At 64.2% G+C, this 17,945-nt stretch carries 17 protein-coding genes; 9 read left to right on the forward strand and 8 right to left on the reverse strand.

The window, feature by feature from the left end; genetic code table 11:
- Position 1 precedes the first annotated feature (1 nt).
- Entirely contained in the window at positions 2–1,291 is a 1,290-nt protein-coding gene (locus UNPA324_RS11565) for an ABC transporter substrate-binding protein (protein ID WP_164936449.1), read from the reverse strand.
- Positions 1,292–1,336: 45 nt separating this feature from the next.
- Positions 1,337–2,323, reverse strand: a complete 987-nt coding sequence (locus tag UNPA324_RS11570; protein ID WP_128920947.1) for an ABC transporter ATP-binding protein — start codon at positions 2,321–2,323, stop codon at positions 1,337–1,339.
- Between the two features lie 268 nt (positions 2,324–2,591).
- On the opposite strand from UNPA324_RS11570, the gene UNPA324_RS11575 reads away from it, so the two are divergent.
- Positions 2,592–3,299, forward strand: coding sequence for a GntR family transcriptional regulator (locus UNPA324_RS11575; protein ID WP_141934726.1), 708 nt, complete (start codon positions 2,592–2,594; stop codon positions 3,297–3,299).
- A gap of 365 nt (positions 3,300–3,664) precedes the next feature.
- Positions 3,665–5,212, forward strand: a complete 1,548-nt coding sequence (locus tag UNPA324_RS11585) for an FAD-dependent oxidoreductase (protein ID WP_164936450.1) — start codon at positions 3,665–3,667, stop codon at positions 5,210–5,212.
- 43 nt (positions 5,213–5,255) lie between these two features.
- On the opposite strand, the gene UNPA324_RS11590 is transcribed toward UNPA324_RS11585, so the two are convergent.
- A complete protein-coding gene (locus UNPA324_RS11590) occupies positions 5,256–5,792 on the reverse strand; it encodes a peroxiredoxin-like family protein (RefSeq protein ID WP_141934727.1) in 537 nt (178 codons plus the stop codon).
- Between the two features lie 169 nt (positions 5,793–5,961).
- On the opposite strand from UNPA324_RS11590, the gene UNPA324_RS11595 reads away from it, so the two are divergent.
- Positions 5,962–6,741, forward strand: coding sequence for an AraC family transcriptional regulator (locus UNPA324_RS11595; protein WP_246667162.1), 780 nt, complete (start codon positions 5,962–5,964; stop codon positions 6,739–6,741).
- A gap of 153 nt (positions 6,742–6,894) precedes the next feature.
- On the opposite strand, the gene UNPA324_RS11600 is transcribed toward UNPA324_RS11595, so the two are convergent.
- The 3 genes from UNPA324_RS11600 to UNPA324_RS11610 all read right to left on the reverse strand — a co-directional run bounded on the left by UNPA324_RS11600 (position 6,895) and on the right by UNPA324_RS11610 (position 9,841).
- Positions 6,895–7,518, reverse strand: a complete 624-nt coding sequence (locus UNPA324_RS11600) for a transglutaminase-like cysteine peptidase (RefSeq protein WP_164936451.1) — start codon at positions 7,516–7,518, stop codon at positions 6,895–6,897.
- Positions 7,519–7,849: 331 nt separating this feature from the next.
- The gene (locus tag UNPA324_RS11605; RefSeq protein WP_128920953.1) at positions 7,850–8,461 is read right to left on the reverse strand and encodes a PilZ domain-containing protein; all 612 of its coding nucleotides are present in this window, start codon (positions 8,459–8,461) and stop codon (positions 7,850–7,852) included.
- Between the two features lie 138 nt (positions 8,462–8,599).
- Positions 8,600–9,841, reverse strand: a complete 1,242-nt coding sequence (locus UNPA324_RS11610) for an MFS transporter (RefSeq protein ID WP_283810240.1) — start codon at positions 9,839–9,841, stop codon at positions 8,600–8,602.
- Between the two features lie 298 nt (positions 9,842–10,139).
- Between UNPA324_RS11610 and UNPA324_RS11615 the strand changes: the two genes are divergently transcribed.
- From UNPA324_RS11615 to UNPA324_RS11635, 5 genes are all read left to right on the forward strand, one after another.
- A complete protein-coding gene (locus UNPA324_RS11615) occupies positions 10,140–11,291 on the forward strand; it encodes a zinc-binding dehydrogenase (RefSeq protein WP_128920954.1) in 1,152 nt (383 codons plus the stop codon).
- Positions 11,292–11,294: 3 nt separating this feature from the next.
- Entirely contained in the window at positions 11,295–11,777 is a 483-nt protein-coding gene (locus tag UNPA324_RS11620; RefSeq protein WP_128920955.1) for a DUF5680 domain-containing protein, read from the forward strand.
- A gap of 197 nt (positions 11,778–11,974) precedes the next feature.
- Positions 11,975–13,720 (forward strand): serine hydrolase, encoded by a 1,746-nt coding sequence (locus tag UNPA324_RS11625; protein ID WP_128920956.1) that lies wholly within the window; start codon positions 11,975–11,977, stop codon positions 13,718–13,720.
- Positions 13,721–13,728: 8 nt separating this feature from the next.
- Entirely contained in the window at positions 13,729–14,142 is a 414-nt protein-coding gene (locus UNPA324_RS11630) for a VOC family protein (protein ID WP_128920990.1), read from the forward strand.
- Positions 14,143–14,245: 103 nt separating this feature from the next.
- Entirely contained in the window at positions 14,246–14,758 is a 513-nt protein-coding gene (locus UNPA324_RS11635) for a hypothetical protein (RefSeq protein WP_128920957.1), read from the forward strand.
- 21 nt (positions 14,759–14,779) lie between these two features.
- Here the strand turns inward: UNPA324_RS11635 and UNPA324_RS11640 are convergent, their stop codons facing one another.
- Together UNPA324_RS11640 and UNPA324_RS11645 are read right to left on the reverse strand one after the other, a co-directional pair.
- Entirely contained in the window at positions 14,780–15,133 is a 354-nt protein-coding gene (locus tag UNPA324_RS11640; RefSeq protein WP_128920958.1) for a cupin domain-containing protein, read from the reverse strand.
- Positions 15,134–15,188: 55 nt separating this feature from the next.
- Complete coding sequence (locus tag UNPA324_RS11645) at positions 15,189–15,695, reverse strand: hypothetical protein (RefSeq protein ID WP_164936452.1); 507 nt, start codon at positions 15,693–15,695, stop codon at positions 15,189–15,191.
- 238 nt (positions 15,696–15,933) lie between these two features.
- Between UNPA324_RS11645 and UNPA324_RS11650 the strand changes: the two genes are divergently transcribed.
- Positions 15,934–17,880, forward strand: a complete 1,947-nt coding sequence (locus tag UNPA324_RS11650; RefSeq protein WP_128920959.1) for a DEAD/DEAH box helicase — start codon at positions 15,934–15,936, stop codon at positions 17,878–17,880.
- Positions 17,881–17,945 lie beyond the last annotated feature (65 nt).

A 17,945-nucleotide genomic window follows, 5' to 3' on the forward strand; every position in this document is an offset into this window, starting at 1 on the left:
GCTACGCCGCGATGAACTCGTTCCACTTGCGGACCATGTAGTCGTTCTCGTCCATCACGGCGTTCCAGCAGGCGACGCCGCCCATGCGGTCCTCATAGGAGCCGCCGTCGCGCACGGAGCCTGCCTTCTCCAGCAGCGAGCCGTCGGGCGCCTTGATGTCCTTCTCGGCCGGCTTGCCTTCCATCCAATAGGCCCATTCGTAGGGCTCCATATGCGCCTTCGCGGTGGAGAGCACGGCGGAATAGTAGCCCTGGCGATTCAGATAGGCACCGGCATAGCCTGACAGGAACCAGTTGACGAACTCATAGGCCCAGTCGAGCTTCGCACCCGACACGCCCTTGGAGACGCAGAAACCGGAGGCCCAGGAACGGTAGCCTTCCTTCAGCGGCTGGAAGGTGCAGGCAATTCCCATCGAGCGCACCTTGGTCACCGCCGGCGACCACATCGACTGGATCACGGTCTCGCCCGAAGCCATCAGGTTGACGCTTTCGTTGAAGTCTTTCCAGAAGGCGCGGAACTGGCCGGCCTTCTTGGCCTCGGTCATCACCTTCATGGTGAGATCGATCTCGTCCTTGGTCATGTTGCCCTTGTCGGCATATTTGTACTTGCCGGTGGCTTCCACGACCATCGCGGCGTCCATGATGCCGATTGAGGGGATGTTGAGGATCGAGGCCTTGCCCTTGAACTCGGGATTGAGCAGCTCGGACCAGGAGTTGATCGGCCGCTTGATTAGGTCGGGGCGGATGCCGAGCGTGTCGGCGTTGTAGACGGTCGGAATCAGCGTGACGAATTCGGTGGCCGACGTCGCGAACTTCTTGGAATCCTTGCCCTCGAGGTAAAGCACCTTCCACGGCGCGGTGCCCTGGCCGCCGATCTTCTTGCCGCCGGGCGTCTCGCCCTTGGTGAAAACAGGCGTGATGTTGTCGAACTCCTTGATCTTCCTGGCGTCGAGCGCGAGGATGTTGCCCGACGGCACGATCTTCTTCAGCGAGAAATATTCGGTGTCCAGCACGTCGAAGGAGTTCGGCTGGGTCATCACGCGCTTGGTGACGTCGTCCGTGGTCGCCGTGATGTATTCGATCTTGATGCCGGTGTCCTTCAGGCACTGCTTGGAGATATCGTCGCCCTCGTTCACGGCGGTGCCGAGATAGCGCAGCACCTTGGTCTCGGCCGACTTCACATAGGGAAAGCCGGTAATGGCGCCGGAGCCGGCGGCAAGGCCGGCAAGACTTGCGGTGCCCTTGAGCAGCGTACGGCGGCTGAGGCCGGTCTTCCTGGTCGTCTCGGTCATTTCCCTCACTCCTCTAGTGTTGCGCATTTTCCAAGATGAAGGGCGCTATTGCAGGCGTTGCGCCTTGGCGGGATCCCAGGTGGCCAGCACGCGATCGCCCGGACGGAACGGGTGGACGTCGAAAGTGGCTTCGGGAACGTGGGAGAACAGGGCGGTGCCGTTGTCGAGCGTGAGCGAGACGGCGATGTAGGAGCCCTGGTACTCGGTCTGGGTCAGCAGCGCCGGCGCGCCGAACGCGCCGTCAGCAAACGGCGCGATGCCGAGCTGATCGGCGCGCACGGCGATGAGCTTGCCGGCGTCGCTGAGCACGTTGTGGCCGCCGATGAAGCGCGCCACGAATTCGGTGCGGGGATGGTGGAAAATGTCGCGGGCCGTTCCCTGCTGCTCGATCTTGCCGTGGTTCATCACCACGATGTGGTCGGCGAGCGCCATCGCCTCTTCCTGGCCGTGGGTGACCTGGATGAAGCTGATGCCGAGCTCGCGCTGCAATCGCTTCAGCTCGCCGCGCATCCTTACTCGCAGGAACGGATCGAGGGCAGAGAGCGGCTCGTCAAGCAGCAGGATCTGCGGCTCGGTGATCAGCGCGCGGGCGAGCGCGACGCGTTGCTGCTGGCCGCCGGAGAGCTGCGCGGGGAGGCGGCCCGCATATTGGCTCATCGCTACCAGCTCCAGCAGCTCGCCGGCGCGCCTGTGGCGCGTCGGCTTGTCGATGCCGCGCATCTTCAGGGCGAAAGCGACATTGTCGAGCACGGAGAGATGCGGAAACAGCGCGTAGGACTGGAACATCATCGCGGTGCCGCGCTCGGCCGGCGGCAGGTCGGTGACATTCTGGCTGCCCAGGATGATGTCGCCCTCGCTGACCGCCTCGTGGCCAGCGATCATACGCAGGGTCGAGGTCTTGCCGCAGCCGGACGGGCCGAGCAGGCAGCAATAGGTGCCGGCCGGGATCTTCAGATTGACGGTATCGACCGCCAGCGTCGTGTCATAGCGCTTGGTGACGGCGACCAGTTCGAGGGCGGCGGGAGTGGCCATGGCGTGTCCAAGGAGGGGCGGTGCAGCCGCTCTCTCCGCAAGGTCCGTGCCAATCGCCGCTTTGCCAGCTGAATTTCGAAACTGTGCAGCGGAGTCAGATCGTTAGATCGAATCCGGCGGCTCTGTCCTGCCCGCCCTGTGCGGAGCCGTCTGCACACAAAACGGGCGAAGATTGTATAAACTTTCGCCTGTGATTGGATACAGCTGGTCGACTAACATTCGAAAGCGAATGTCGTCGATCGAGCCCTCAAGCCCAACCCTCGAACCAATGGCCGCCAAGCCCCGCCCGAAATCCGACGCGCCCGATGCGAGCGATCGCGTCAGCCGCATCCGGGAGGGTGTGACCGCCGCGATCCTCGAGCATCGCCTGCTGCCGGGCACCAAGCTCGGCGAGGACGAGATCGGCGAGATCTACGGCGCGAGCCGCACGCTGGTCCGCACTGCGCTGCAGCAGCTCGCGCATGAGGGCATCGTCAACATCGAGAAGAACCGTGGCGCCTTCGTCGCGCGGCCGACGCCGGCCGATGCCCGCGAAGTGTTCGAGGCGCGCCGTCTGATCGAGCCCACCATCGTCGATCATGCCATCGATGCGGTGTCGCCGGACTGGATCGATCGCCTCCAGCACCATCTTGCCGAGGAACGCCAAGCCGAGCTGCGCGGCGATGCCCGCGCCTCGGTGCGGCTCTCCGGAGAGTTTCACCGTCTCGTCGCCGAGATGAGCGGCCACAGCATCTATCTCGGCTTCCTGAAGGAGCTGATCGCGCGCTCCTCGCTCATCATCCTGCTCTATCGCCGCCACGACACGCCGGCCTGCGGCACGGAGCACCATGCCGGCATCGTCGAGGCGATCCGCAAGCGCGACAAGCAAGCTGCCCGCGCGCAGATGCTGTCACACTTGACCGATATCGAGGACGAGCTGTTCTTGAAGGAGCCCGCCGCCGACGAGCTGCGGCTCGCGGATGTGCTGGGCGCCTGATCCGGTCAGTGACTGAGCTCGCGTTCTGCGGCGAGCTGCCCGTCCGGGGTGATCTCGTAGTCGCCGTCTCGCTTCGTCATCCATCCTGACCTGACCATCTCCCGTGCGAGCTGCACCGAGCAGATCGGATGATTGCCTCCTGGGTAATACAGCCTGTCATTTCGCACCAGCAAGTGGCCGTACAATTGGGCGTGACGTAATGCCCTGCGCATCCCGGGTGATGGATTTGTCATGCCGGTTCAACCGCGAGCGCGACGAAGGTTCCTAATTCAATGCCGAGTCCCAACGGCATTTCCGCTCGCCGACCGCCCGCGAGGAACCCTGATCTTGTCGCGTCGTTTGTTCGTGCGTGAGGAGGCGTTGTCATGAACGTACGGGATGAGCACACCCGATCGCTCTGGATGGATGTTTCGGTCGCGGAGGCGCCGGCACTATCCGGGACGATAGGCACGGATGTCGTCGTTATCGGCGCCGGAATTGCCGGGCTATCGGTCGCCTATGAGCTGGCCTGCCATGGACGCTCGGTCGTGGTGCTGGACCGCGGCAGCATCGGCAGCGGGATGACGGCGCGCACCACCGCGCATTTGGCCACCGCACTCGACGATGGTTACGATGCCTTGGTGAAGGTACGTGGCCTCGACTGTGCGCGGCGCTGCTATCAGAGCGTCGCCGCCGCGATCGATCGCGCCGAGGCCATCCAGCAAGCCGAGCACATCGATTGCGATTTCAGGCGCCTCGATGGTTACTGGGTGCTGGCACCCGAAACGTCAGCATCCGAGCTGGACGACGAATTGGATTGCTGCCGCAAGCTCGGGATTCCCGTCGAAAATTGCGTCGATCCAACCCCGTTCCATGCCAGGGGGCAGGTGCGTTCGCTGCGCTTTGCCGGCCAGGCACGTCTGCACCCGACCAAATACCTCGCGGGTCTGGCGGGCGCGCTGAAGCGCCGCGGGGCGCAGCTCTACGCCGACACCTGTGTCGAGAGTATCCGCGAGCAGCATGGCGACATGGTCGTGACGACCGCCTCAGGCCACGAGGTCCACGCCACTGATGTGGTGGTTGCGACCAACTCGCCCGTCAACGTCGAGGTGGCGATCCACACCAAGCAGGCGCCTTACCGCACCTATGCGCTCGCCGCGAAGATAGCGGCCGGCGCGCTGCAGGATGCGCTCTATTGGGATACGCTCGATCCTTATCACTATGTCCGGCTCCAGCCGTTCTCCGATGATGAGGACATCGTGATCGTCGGCGGAGAAGATCATAAATCGGGTGAAGCGAACGACGGCGCGCAGCGCCTCGATGCGCTCGAGCGCTGGGCGCGCGAGCGCCTGCCGGATTTGCGCGAGGTTACCCATCGGTGGTCCGGCCAGGTGCTGGAGCCGGTCGATTTCGCCGGCTTCATCGGCCGCAGCCCCGACGAGGAGCATGTCTTCATCGTCAGCGGCGATTCCGGGCAGGGGATCACCAACGGGCTCGTCGCCGGTCTATTGCTGACGGATCTGATCACGGCGGGCGCAGGCCCCTGGGAGGATCTCTACGCCCCGTCCCGCAAAATTCAGAGAAACATCAGTGAGTTCATCAGCGAGAACATCACGCCGCTGAAGAATTTTGCGGAATATCTGACCGCGAGCGAGATTACGAGCGTCGAACGGCTGCGCCCCGGCGAGGGGCGCCTCGTCCGCAGCGGTCTGAAGAAGATCGCGGCGTGCCGGGATCGCAACGGACATTTGCATCTGCATTCGGCAAGCTGCACCCATCTCGGCTGCGTCGTGCACTGGAATGCACTGGAGCAGTGCTGGGACTGCCCGTGTCACGGGTCGCAGTTCGCGCCCGACGGCACCGCGCTCAATGGCCCCGCGGTGTCGCCGCTGGGCGAGATCGAGAAGCCCGCCAATCTCGAAGCCGCGGAGTGAGGTGAGGCTGGAGGCCGCACTCCGCGAGATTCGGCTCTCATTCTCAAACCGCGCCGGTGAATTCACCCCGCGCCGGGTAGTCGTTCTTGATGACGAAGTCGAGCGCCTGAACCATCTCACCGAAGTTCGGCCGCACGAAGGGCATCGACTGTACCGAGAGATAATAGATGGTCTTGTCGGGACGGATCAGGAAGACGCCCGGCTCGGAGAACAGCGCAGGCTCCTCAATGCCAATCGACGTCTTGCCGCGCGAGGCAGAAATGTAGAGGCCCCATTCGCGCGCTGTGGCAAGGCTCAGTCCATAGCCGAAGCGCAGCTCTGAAGCGCCGACCTTCTCGGCCATCGACCGCGCGCGCTCCGCGTTGTCGGAGCTGATCGCGATCGTCGTTACCCCGCGCTCGGCGAAGGCCGGCGTATGGCGCTCCAGCTCCTTGAGGTAGTTGGCGCAGATCGGGCAATGCAGGCCGCGGTAGAAGCAGATCAGCGTGAAACGCTGTGGCGCTTCATCGGCAAGATCGAAGCGGCCGAGGCCGAGCGTTTCGACCGACAGATCCGGCGCCTTTTGTCGGGGCGTAAGCATGGGAACTCCTGTTGGGCAGATTGGCCAGCTCTCCGGCCGGTTGCGAGAACCAGCCCTCTCTGTCACACTCCAGGATATGAAACATCCAAGTTACATGATCGAAAGTCCTGAAAGGCCCAAGCGCGATCGCCTGGCTGCCTTCTTCGAAGCTTTTGACCTGTCAGTCGCAATGCTCTCGCCGGACGCCGTGGGTGCGGCGGCTAATCTCGTCGTGACCGGCCAGGCCGGCGTGGCCGAGCGGGTGGTCCTTTACGCCAGAGCCGACAGCCGGTCGGAGCCCAACTTGCTCGTCGCCGCAATAGTCGATTTCGGCGGCCCGGCGAACCCGTTGATGAATGCTCTGCCTGAAACGGTGGACATCGATCTCGACGGCCGCCCGACCTTGCAGGCCTTGGTCAGCACCTTCGTGACCGAGGGGTACGGCAATCGCTGCGGCCAGCGCGTCGCGCTGAACCGGCTCTGCGAGTTGATCGTGCTGCTGGTGCTGCGGGAGGCGATCGATGCGGGTACGACGAAGCCGGGTCTTCTTGCCGGCCTGTCGCATCCCGCTCTGCACCGGGCGATCGTGGCGATGCATGATGAGCCGGCAAGATCCTGGACCGTCGAGCAACTCGCCGAGATCAGCGGCATGTCGCGCAGCCGATTCATGGACGTCTTTCCCAGGATCCTCGGCACGACGCCCGCTGCCTATCTCAACGCTTGGCGCCTGATGCTAGGGCAACGGGAGCTGATGCGCGGCGAGCAGGTGAAGGCGGTGGCTCGTCATGTGGGTTTTGGCAGCGCTGCCGCATTCTCGCGGTCCTATTCGAGGCTGTTCGGCTCGCCTCCGATATCTGCGCGAGCTACGCGGCTGGCGGTCGGCGGCGGCGTATCGGATCTCACAAAGATGGTCGATCGGGGCAAGGGCAGCGAGCCAGCGTCGATCTTGCCTGCAAGCCTTGCAGATTAAAGCGCGCCGCACCGCGTTCCGGGATACGACCCCTCAAAGAAGTTGCGCCCAGCCATTGGGGGATGGCTGGGCGCGCGCGAACCGGTCTGGGACGGGGAGGGGTGGGGATGTGACCGGATCGCGTAACTTGTCGTCTCGTTCCTAATCTCTTGCCTAGTCTCTGGCGCTGGCGGTGGAGACCGCCGGCTTGGTATCGCCGAGCGAGACCCAGACGTTGGGATCGCTCTGCGACTGGCGCTTGACGAAGCGGTAGCCGGTCTCCGTCCAGGCCACGACGTTCTCGTTCTGATTGTCGAGAACGAACTCGCCCTTGTCGGTCTTCACCGTCAGCACCGCGTGTCCTTCGCCCTTCTTGTCGCGCACGACGGTGATGAGCAGGGCCTCGCGCGGCCATCCGGCATCGATCAGCATCTTGCGCTTCAACAGCACGTAGTCTTCACAATCGCCGTAACCGTCGGTCGGCAGCGACCATTTCTCGATCACGCCCCAGTGCTCCTGGTCGGTCAAAGGCTTGACGGTCTCGTTGACCCAGCGATTGACCTTGACGAGGTCGCGCCATGCTCCCTGCGACATCACGATGTCGCGCGGCTGCGTCGGTGCGCCCTGGCACTGGGCGGCGTTGTCCGCACAGAATTCGACCCAGCCGATCGGTGCACGCGTGGTGTCACCGAGGCTCGCGTAGAGCAGGCGGCTCTCGCCGGCCTGCGCTGCCGCACTGATCCCGAAGAGCATGGCAGCCAGCACCAGCCCTTTCCCCTGTCCCTTGAAGTCAAACATTGCGGCCCCCGTTTCTTGTTGGGACCACATTTCGCACGGAGCTTTTGAGTTGCCGCTAAGTCGACCAAGTCAAGTCGAGACGAATACAAGTAAAACCTGCGGCGAATTCGATCTATACTTGAATCGAATTCTCATAAAATTTGAAACAACTGCAATTGATTCAAATTTTATCGATTAACGCGGAAACGCTGGCGGAGCCGCTATTTCCATGTGCAAACCAGCCGCGCGTTAACCCGCGCTGGCGCTGTCACGGCGCATGAAAAAGGCGGCGTCCGCATTGCGGAGGCCGCCTTCGGGGCTGGAATACAGGGGGTTTTGGCGTTCGTGCGCTTTACCGCGCGGTAACGCTCTCTTCGAGTGTCTCGATCGGCTGCGCGTGCAAGAACTCCAGCGCGAAGCCGTCTTCGAGGTTTCGGACCACGCGGCCCTGGACCCGGCCGAGCAGGACCGTCGATTTCAGCGGCGGCCGGTTCTCCGCCGCGATGGCCGCACCCGACAGCGAAAGGTCGATGATGCGGCAGGTCATCTTGGTGCCGTCCTCGAGCGTCAGCACCGCGATCGGGTTGCGCGGCACGATACGGTCGTGACGGCGGTCCTCCGGCAGGTTGAGGATGTCGCGGTTGGCGAGCCAGGTCAGCTGGGCCGCGAGCTTGTCGCGCTTGCGGGGCGTGGCACCGATCGTCATGGCGAAGCCGTTGTCGATGATGCGGGTGATCTTGCCCTCGACGCGGCCGATATGGTCGAGATAGGCGACCACGCGGTCGCCGACATTGCCGATGCCGGGGGCGAGCAGCGCGAGACCGCCCGGTGACATGTTGATCACCTGGCAGGGGAATTCACGGCGGTCCGGCAGCATGTAGCGGCCGAGCAGGTGCACTTTCACCCGCTGGAAGCGCCGTCGCTCCTCGGTGGCCGGAAGAAATTTTCTGTTCGCCAACGCCATTTTCAACACCCGACCCCCCGCCCGGGCGGAGTCCGGGACGACCCTAAGGTGCATAGGGTTAATGCCGCGTTAGGATCGGCCACGGCGGCAATGGACAGACACAATGCGCTCGAAAAGCCACACTCAAAGGCTCGGCGCTCAAGCCGGCTTCGTCGCCCGTCGCTGCAGCAGGATCAGCAGCGCCAGCAGCAGCGCGGCCGACAGGCCGAGCGACCAGTGAATGCCGATCGCCGCGCCAAACAGTCCGACCGTGATGCCGCTGAAGGCCCGCATCCCGAGCCCCGCCATATTATAAAGACCGACGACGCGGCCGCGGATGTCGGACGGCGCGTTCAGCTGCACCAGCGCCTGTGCCATGGTGTTGAACGACAGCTCGAAGAAGCCGGCGCAGAACAACAGCACGATCGCGACCGGATAGATCCGCACCACGGCAAAGCCCAGCAGCGCCACGCTCCAGAGCATTGCGAGCATGATCGCGGTGCGCGGCGTGCCCTTCAGGCGTCCCCAGGATTCCAGCGCGATGGCGGCGAGCACTGCGCCGGCCGCATCCGCCGCCAGCAGCACGCTGTAGGAGGCGCCGGGATCGCCGTGGCCGAGATCGCCGGCAAAGCCCGGCGTCTGGGCGTGATAGGCATTGCCGATCATGAAGGAGGTGAGGCCGGCAAGCCAGGTCATCGCCGTCAGCACCGGCTGGGTGCCGATGGCGCGGATGGTCAGCATGATGTCGGCAAGGCCGCGCACGGCAAAGCGCCGCATCGCCACGCTTCTGTCGCGCACCGGCGCCCAGAACAGCCAGAGCAGCATCGGCAGGTAGAACAGCGTGTTGAAGATGATGCCGTGCGAGGTGCCGAGCGTCAGCATGATCACGCCGCCGACCGCGGGCCCGACCAGGATGCCGAGATAGCGCGCCATCGCGTTCAGCCGCACCGCGCTCGGAAGGTCCGCCGGCCCGACGAGGTCGTAGAGCAAGAGCTGGTTCGGCGTCTGCCACAACACGCCGGCGCAGCCGTGAATCACCAGCAGCAGCATCGCGTGCCACATCTGGATCGTATCGGTGAGGAAGAAGAAGCCCCATCCGCTCGATGCCACGATGAACAGCAGCATGCCGCACTGGATGATGCGGCGCGGATCGAACCGGTCGGCGAGCCCGCCGACCGCGACCGAGAACAGCAGGAACGGCAGCCAGTGCGACAGCACCGCAAAGCCCGCCAGCGCCGGCGAATGGAATTCCTGGAACACCACCCAATAGCTGATCACGTGCTCGATATTGTCGGCCATCATCGCCAGCACATAGGCCATGAACTGAAGCCGGTACGGCACCGATTTCATCGCCGCGAACGAGCCGGACGCAACGACGGGATTTTGGGGAAGGGGATTCAAGGGATGACCTGGGTGGGACTTCGCCGTCCGTACACGGTCGCCGGTCGGCGCTCAAGACAATTGGATGTGCGTGGACATCTGCCATGCGCTGCGCTGTAGGTGGCGGTTGTGGCAGGCTCCGTAGCCCGGATGAGCGAAGCGATATCCGGGGCCGCTGCTCCCGCATGTCGCTGACGCTCATGCGGGCTACGAGACTTATGCTACGAGACTTGCGCTTGGCACGATCGCGCATCTCACATACGCTTCGCCCTACGCCCGCGCCAAGCAATCATAACAGACGGGCAATGAGGAAACAGCCATGCAACAGATCCGCGTCTGCACCCACGCCGGTCCCGGCTCGGAGCCCGTCATCCGCACCGTGCCGTGGCCGAAGGTCGGCAAGAAAGCCGCGCTGATCAAGGTCGGCGCCTGCGGCGTCTGCGGCACCGATCTGCATATCCTCAAAGGACATTGGCCGAAGCCGCTGCCCTGGCCGTTCACGCTGGGCCACGAACTCGGCGGAATCATCGTCGAATGCGGCGCGGAGTTCACCGAGGACTTCATGAGCAAGCCGCTGACCGTCGGCTCGAAAGTGATGATCCCGCCGCTGATGCCCTGCGGCCATTGCTATTACTGCATCCATTATCCGCAAACGGCCAACAAATGCCTGACGCCGGTCTATTACGGCCGCTATCTCGGCTTCGACAAGGCGCCGCACATGTGGGGCGGCTGGGCCGAATATGTCTATGTCGATCTCGACATGCTGCCGGGCACCAAGATCTACAAGCTGCCCGACGACATGTCGCTGCGCCTGGGCGCGCTGTCCGAGCCCCTGACCTCCTGCATCCGCGCCTTCAACCGTGCCAGCCGCGCGGGCGGTTTTTCCTGGGGCGATACGGTGGTGATCCAGGGCTCGGGTCCGATCGGCATTCTGGCGGTCGCAGCCGCCAAGGAGATGGGGGCGGGGCGCGTGATCTCTGTCGGTGCGCCGGAGCAGCCGCGGCTGAAGCTGGCGCGCGAGTTCGGCGCGGAGGCGACCGTGAACATCGAGGAGCTGAAGTCACCGCAGGAGCGCATCGCGCGCGTCCGCGAGATCGTTGGCGGCTTCGGCGCTGACCTCGTGATGGACTGCTCGGGCCATCCGACCGCGGGTCCCGAGGGCATCGAGATGCTGCGCGACGGCGGCACTTACGTCGAGATGGGCCAGTTCACCGATGCCGGCTCCATCGACACGTCCTGGCACCGCATCTGCACCAAGGATCTCAACGTGCTCGGGTCCTGGGGCTTTACCGGCAACGACCTGCCGCTCGGCGTCGACATGCTTTATCGCACGGCGAACAAATATCCTTGGGCGAAGATGCAGACGATCTATCCGTTCACGGAAGAAGGCGTCGCGCAGGCGGTGAAGGACGCGATGGCGATGAAGACGGTGAAGTCGACCATCGTGCCGTGGCCGGAGCTGGTGGACTAGAAAATGTCGTCCATCCCGCACGATCTCGCAGCCTTCCTGGTCGAGGCCAAGCGGCGCACCTATGCCGGCCTCGACGACGACGCGACAATGGCGACGCCGCTGCTCGCCGGCTCCAAGCAGCTCGAGCACCGCGCTCCACCTTATGCCTATCGCGATATCTATTTCGGGATGGGTTTTTTCGTCGGCCAGGAGACCGTGTCGCGGGACGACCGCGTCATCTGGTCGATGAGCTATAGCGGCGGCGTCCGCGCCGAGATCAGGGACCGGGAGAGCTTCCTCGCGATCTACAAAGTCCTGCGCCAGGCGCTGCTGGGTGTGCGCGCCGAGCAGCCCTACCGGGGACCGCCTTTGTTCGAGCAGGCCGGCATGGTCTACCGCAGCGAGGTTGAGGGCGCGCTTGGTCGCTTTCACGGCGTCGAGACGATTGCGTGGCAGGACGGCACCAAGCTCTACGAGCTGCGCTATAGTGGCGGTTTGTTGCGATAGATAACTCGTAGCCCGGATGGGCGAAGCGACATCCGGGGCTTTTGTTGCAGCGGTCCCGCATATCGCTTTGCTCATGCGGGCTACGTGCTTGCGGTTCTCGCGGCCTGCGCTTCAATTCTCTGCGAGAACGTTTGTCACGTGTTTCTATTTGACGTTGAGGAAGTTATGCTGCGCACCTCGAAAGCATCCGGTGTGTCATGAATAGACCTGCCGACATCCCGCATTCCGCTCTTGCCTCTCTCATTCCCGACATCGATCGGCTCGCCGCGGAAGCGATGGCCGTCTGGAAGGTGCCGGGCGTTGCGCTCGCCATCGTCCGGGACGGCGAGGTCGCGCTCGCGCGCGCCTATGGCCAGCGCAACGTCGAGGCCGATCTGCCGGTGACGCCGCACACTCAGTTTGTGATCTGCTCCATCACCAAGTCGTTTACCGCCACCGCCGTCGCGTTGCTGCACAATGACGGCGTGCTCGACTGGAGCAAGCCGGTCCGCGACTATCTGCCGGAGTTTCGCCTCTCAGATGCGGTCGCCACCGAGCGCGTCACCATTCGCGACCTGCTCAGCCATCAATCGGGGCTGCCGCGGCACGATTGGGTTCATTTGCCCAGCGACCTTGCGCCCGCCGAAATGCTGCCGCTCATGCGGCACCTTGAATTGAGCCGCGACATTCGCACCGGCTGGCAATACAGCAACCTCTGCTACAATGCTGCTGGTCTCTTGATCGAGCGGCTGAGCGGGAAGAGCTTTGAAGACTTTGTGCGGGAGCGGCTGACGGATCGGCTCGGCATGACGGTTGGCTTCTCGCTCGACGAGCTCGAAGCTGTGGCCGATGCGGCGCGGCCGTATATGATACATGTCGACACGCGGCTGCCGGGACTACGTCTGCCGATCCGGGTCACGGCCGCAGGCGCTATCAATACGTCGGTGACCGATCTTGCGAACTGGATGCGCCTGCATCTCGGCAGGGGCGAGTTTGATGGTGAGCGCTTGCTGCCGGCTGCGCTGGTGGAGCAGCTGCATACGCCTTTGGCGCACGTCGGGAAGTCGGAATTCTCCGAGTTCGGCCACGGTCATTATGCATTGGGGTTTCAGTCCAACACCTATCATGGCGATCGCCTGATGTGGCACGGCGGCGGCTGGAATGGTTGGGGCTCGCTGATGACGCTGGTGCCGGATGCCGGCATCGGGGTTGCCGTGCTGACCAATCGCAGTCCGAGCGCAGTGCCGCAGATCCTGGCGTGGTACATTGTCGACCGGTTGCGCGGACGCGAGCCGGTAGACTGGTTCACGCGCTTCCACAAGGTTCGCAATGACTTCATCGCACATATTCCGGCCGACAAGGAGGCGCGGGAGAGAGCACGCCACAAGGACACGCAGCCCGCACATGTGCTGTCCGCCTATGCCGCCGATTATGCGCATCCAGCCTATGGCGTGATGTCCGTCCGCGTGAACGATGGTGCGCTGCATTGGTCGTGGCGCGGCATGAGCGCGCCGCTTGCACATCGGCATTTCGAGACGTTCGTGACGCCCGAGGTCGTCGATCGGCTTCTGCCTGACAATCTTCCGATCACGTTCCACACCGATCGCGACGGCAATATCGTGCATCTCTCGGCGCCCCTGGAGCCGACGGCCAAGGACATCGTGTTCGAGCGGCGCGCCGCCGGCGATTGTATAGATGCTGCGTTTCGTCGGCGCTGCGCCGGGCATTTCAACAGCGGTGGCGTGAACCACCACGTGACCCTCGACGCCGATGGCCGGCTGATTCTGAAGCCCGACTTTCAGCCGGCCTATCGTCTGGAGCCGCAGCAGGGACGCAGGTTTCGTATCGTCGAGCTGGACGGTTTTGCCGTCGAGTTTCGTGGGGAAGACGGCAAAATTGATCAGATCGTCTTTCACCAGCCGAACGGCGTCTTCGTCGCCGACCGTGTGGTGGACCAGGAGTGACGCCGCCGATGGCGCCGCAGTCGAGCCGGCCGCGCTCCCCCTTCGACGCCATTCGCGCGATCGACTACACCGTCGTCTTCGTGCGCGACATGGCGGCGATGCGCCGGTTCTATGAGGACGTGCTCGCCTTGTCCGTGCTGCGCGAGCTCTCGCCCAACTGGATCGAGTACGGCATCGGCAGCAACACGCTGGCGCTGGCGAGACCCAGTCGAACCGCGGCGGATGCGCCAATCCCTCCAGGCAGCGCCGCATTGCAATTGGCCTTCAAGGTCTCCGCCGCCGAGGTCGACGCCTGCGCGGATGAGCTCGTTCGGCAGGGCGTGGCGCTGGTCTCGCCGCCGACGAACCAGTCGTTCGGCCATCGCACGCTGTTCTTCCGCGATCCCGACGGCAATTTGCTGGAGATCTACGCGGAAATCTGAGCGGGACCGATGCCGCAAAAGTTCCATCTGATGTCCCCGAACTATTCACGCCGAGGTGAAACTTAGGCCCAAGTTCCGGCTTTCACTTTGCGGGAGAGGTGCCGTGAAGCGAATCCTGAAACCCGTCACTTACATCCTGGCCGCGATCTACTTCCTGGTGGATGCGGTCTTCATGGCCGTGGCCAGGCCGATCGCCCGCTGGATCGGGCGGCATTTCGAATTCAGGCGTTTGCGCGGCTGGATCAGGTCGCTGCCGCCATATCCGTCGCTGGCGTTATTCTCTGTTCCGGTCATTATTCTCGAGCCGGTCAAGCCGATTGCTGCGTACCTCGCCGCAACCGGTCAGATCCTGGGCGGCGCGGTGATGTTCATCATCGGCGAATTGCTCAAGCTCGTGCTGGTCGAGCGCCTGTTCCATCTGACGCGGGACAAGCTGATGCGAATTCCCGCCTTTGCCTGGGCTTACGGAAAATATGCGGCGGCGAAGGCGTGGCTGCAGGAGACGGAAGCCTGGCGCGCCGTCCGAGCCCTGGCCCGCGCGGTCAAGGACAGTGTTGCGCGCGCGAGAGCCTGGCTGGCCGGCAGCCTCAGCGGACTGGCGACCTCGAGGGATTAGGCCGCGCAGGCGTGCTGCCCACTATGCGAACTTGCGCGCTGCCGCAGTTGCCTTGTCGCCCGTATTCGGCGTCCCCGTCGGCTCGATCAGCATCAGGTGAGCCTCCTCGCGCGCCACCGGGCGATGCTCGACACCTTTGGGCACGACATAGAGCTCGCCCGGACCAAGCGTCACCGTGCGGTCCCGCAACTCGATGTCCAGACGGCCTTTCAGAACGAGAAAGAAATCGTCGGTGTCGTCGTGCTTGTGCCAGGTGAACTCGCCCTTCACCTTCACCACCATCACGTCGCAATCGTTGAAGGTCGTGACCGTGCGCGGGGACCAATAATCCTCGAAGGTCGCGAGCTTGTCGGCAAGCGAGATGCTGTCGGCCATGGGTCCTCCAGTCTTCTTTTCCTGAGGCACGATTTGGGATCGAATGTCCGGCCAGTCAATCGTTCGCTTTCACGATTGTCGCGCCCACGACCTTCGTGCCCTCCAGCTCCCGCACGATCCGTTCGTCCGGCCCGACGACGCCAAGATCGAACTCGTGATCCGATGTGATGAGGAACATGCGTAGGCCAATGATCACGACCACCGTCATGTCGTTGCGTTCACCTTCGACAGCCCATGCACGGATGTCGCCGGCGTAGGGCTGCTTGCGCCAAGCGTCGGGAAAGCCCGGGTCGCATCGGACTTCGATACCGTCCTCGGACGTGGTCAGGACGAGTTTCGACCGGCTTGGCTTCCATCGCTCGTCGAGGAGATCGTTGACGAGCCACAGGCAGGCGAAGTCTTCACATTCCGCCGGTCGTCCTGCGTAGATCGCGCATCCGCGGCCGGGCCTGCAATGCCCGCACCAGGCGCTCGCCGGCTTGGCCAGCGCCTCGATGGCCATGATCTTGCAGCAGAGAGTGCAGTCGCCGCAGCGGCGTTTGGTGGAGGCCGTCACGTTCATTTTCCATAAGATCCGGTTGGTCTCAGGTTAGTGGAAGTGGCCGCAAAAATCCGCTGCAACCTTCGGGCGCGGCTCTCCTGGCCAAGCCATGCATCATAGGCATGGTGATTTCCGAACTCTTGGCGTAAAGAGCGGCCAGATCAAATCCAGCGTGTGGCCGGGCCGTTTGCCGCGCACGCGAGCTCGGGCCCGCCGGTTCACCGTTTGCGCGCCTGAATTAACCAAGGTTCTCCATCCCGTGTCTTTTCCGGCCCTGACCCCGCCGCTCGCCCGCGCTTTGGCCGAGCGGAACTATGATTCTCCGACCCCCGTTCAGCTTGCCGTGCTCGCGGAGGACGCCGCCGATCGCGACCTCCTGGTTTCGGCGCAGACCGGCTCCGGCAAGACCCTCGCTTATGGCCTAGCCATGGCCAGGGATCTGCTCGGCGATGCCGAGCAGTTTGCGCCCGCCGCCGCACCGCTCGCCCTGATCGTGGCGCCGACCCGCGAGCTCGCGATGCAGGTTCAGCGCGAGCTCGCCTGGCTCTATGGGCATGCGGGTGGGCGCGTGGTCTCCTGCGTCGGCGGCATGGATCCGCGCCGCGAGCAGCGCGAGCTCGCAGCCGGCGCCCATATCGTCGTCGGCACGCCCGGACGGCTCTGCGACCATTTGCGCCGCGGCCGTCTCGACATCTCCGAATTGAAGGCGGTCGTGCTCGACGAGGCCGACGAGATGCTCAATCTCGGCTTTCGCGAGGACATGGAATTCATCCTCGAGACCACGCCGGAGACGCGCCGCACGCTGCTGTTCTCGGCGACGTTCCCGCGCGGCATCGTCGCGCTGGCCAAGCAATATCAGCAGCAAGCATTCCGGATCGAGGTCGCCGGCGACGAAGGCGGTCACGCCGATATCGAATACCGCGCGATCCGGATCGCGCCCGCCGATGCCGAGCACGCCGTCGTCAACGTGCTGCGCTTCTACGAGGCGCCGAGTGCGCTGGTGTTCTGCAGCACGCGCGATCACGTCAGGCATTTGCAGGCCGCGCTCTTGGAGCGCGGCTTTTCCGTCGTCGCTCTCTCGGGCGAATTGACGCAGAACGAGCGCACCCTGGCGCTGCAGTCGCTGCGCGACGGACGCGCCCGCGTCTGCGTCGCGACCGACGTCGCCGCCCGCGGCATCGATCTGCCGAGCCTCGACCTCGTCATTCATGCGGACTTGCCCAACGACGCCGAGGTGATGCAGCATCGCTCGGGCCGCACGGGGCGGGCGGGCCGCAAGGGGACGAGCGTCCTCTTGGTGCCGCCGGCTCGGCGGCGGCGCGCGGAGCTGCTGCTCAATCTCGCGGGGGTCGACGCGGCCTGGGGCACGGCGCCGCAGGCGGACGAGATCCGCAAGCTTGATCATGCGCGCATGAAGGACGTGCTGTTCACGGAGGAGACGACCCCCGACGATCAGGCTCTGGCGCAGGCTTTGCTCGCCGAGCGGTCGGCCGAGGACATCGCGGCCGCATTGGCGCGGCTTTATCGGGCGCGCCTGCCGTCACCCGAGGACATCATCGATCCGGGCGAGCGGAGCGGCCGGCCGCGAGACGAGCGCGGGCGCGACAGGTTTGAAGGCGGCGACGATCGCGCCGCCAAGCCGCGATCGAAGTCCGGAAAGGCGTCGTCGAAACACGTCATGGCGGAGGGCAGCGTCTGGTTCCGCGCGGCGATCGGACGGCGCAAAAATGCGGAAGCGCGCTGGCTGCTGCCGATGATCTGTCGCCGCGGCGGCATCGACAAACGCGACATCGGCGCCATCAAGATCATGGACACCACAACCGAGTTCGAGATCTCAGCGCAGGCCGCAGAATCTTTCGCCGCAAAGATCAAGCGTCCGGACAAGGAAGACAGCATCCGGATCGAGCCGCTGGGCGAGGCGCCGCAGCGATCGGTGCCGTCGGAAGAGCGGTCACGTGCGCCGCGGCGCGAGAGCGACAATGGCGATCATCGCGAACGTCGCGACGAGCGACCGCGCGAGGCGCGTGAATTCAAACCACGCGGCAAACCGTCCGGCGAGCGCGGACCGAGATTCGACGATGCGCCGCCTTTTGGAAAGAAGAAGCATCGCGACAAGCAGGCCCGCGCGGAGCCGTCGGTCACGCCGTGGCCGGTGAAGGGCGCACCGGGAAAGAAGACGAAGAAGAAGAAAAAGCATCGCGGCTGAACCGCCGTCGTTCAGCACGGACGGCAATGATGCCGCCGGATTGCACCGGCGACATCATCCGAAAG

It is taken from the genome of Bradyrhizobium sp. UNPA324 (genome assembly GCF_006658635.1).
Classification (GTDB): Bacteria; Pseudomonadota; Alphaproteobacteria; order Rhizobiales; family Xanthobacteraceae; genus Bradyrhizobium; species Bradyrhizobium nanningense.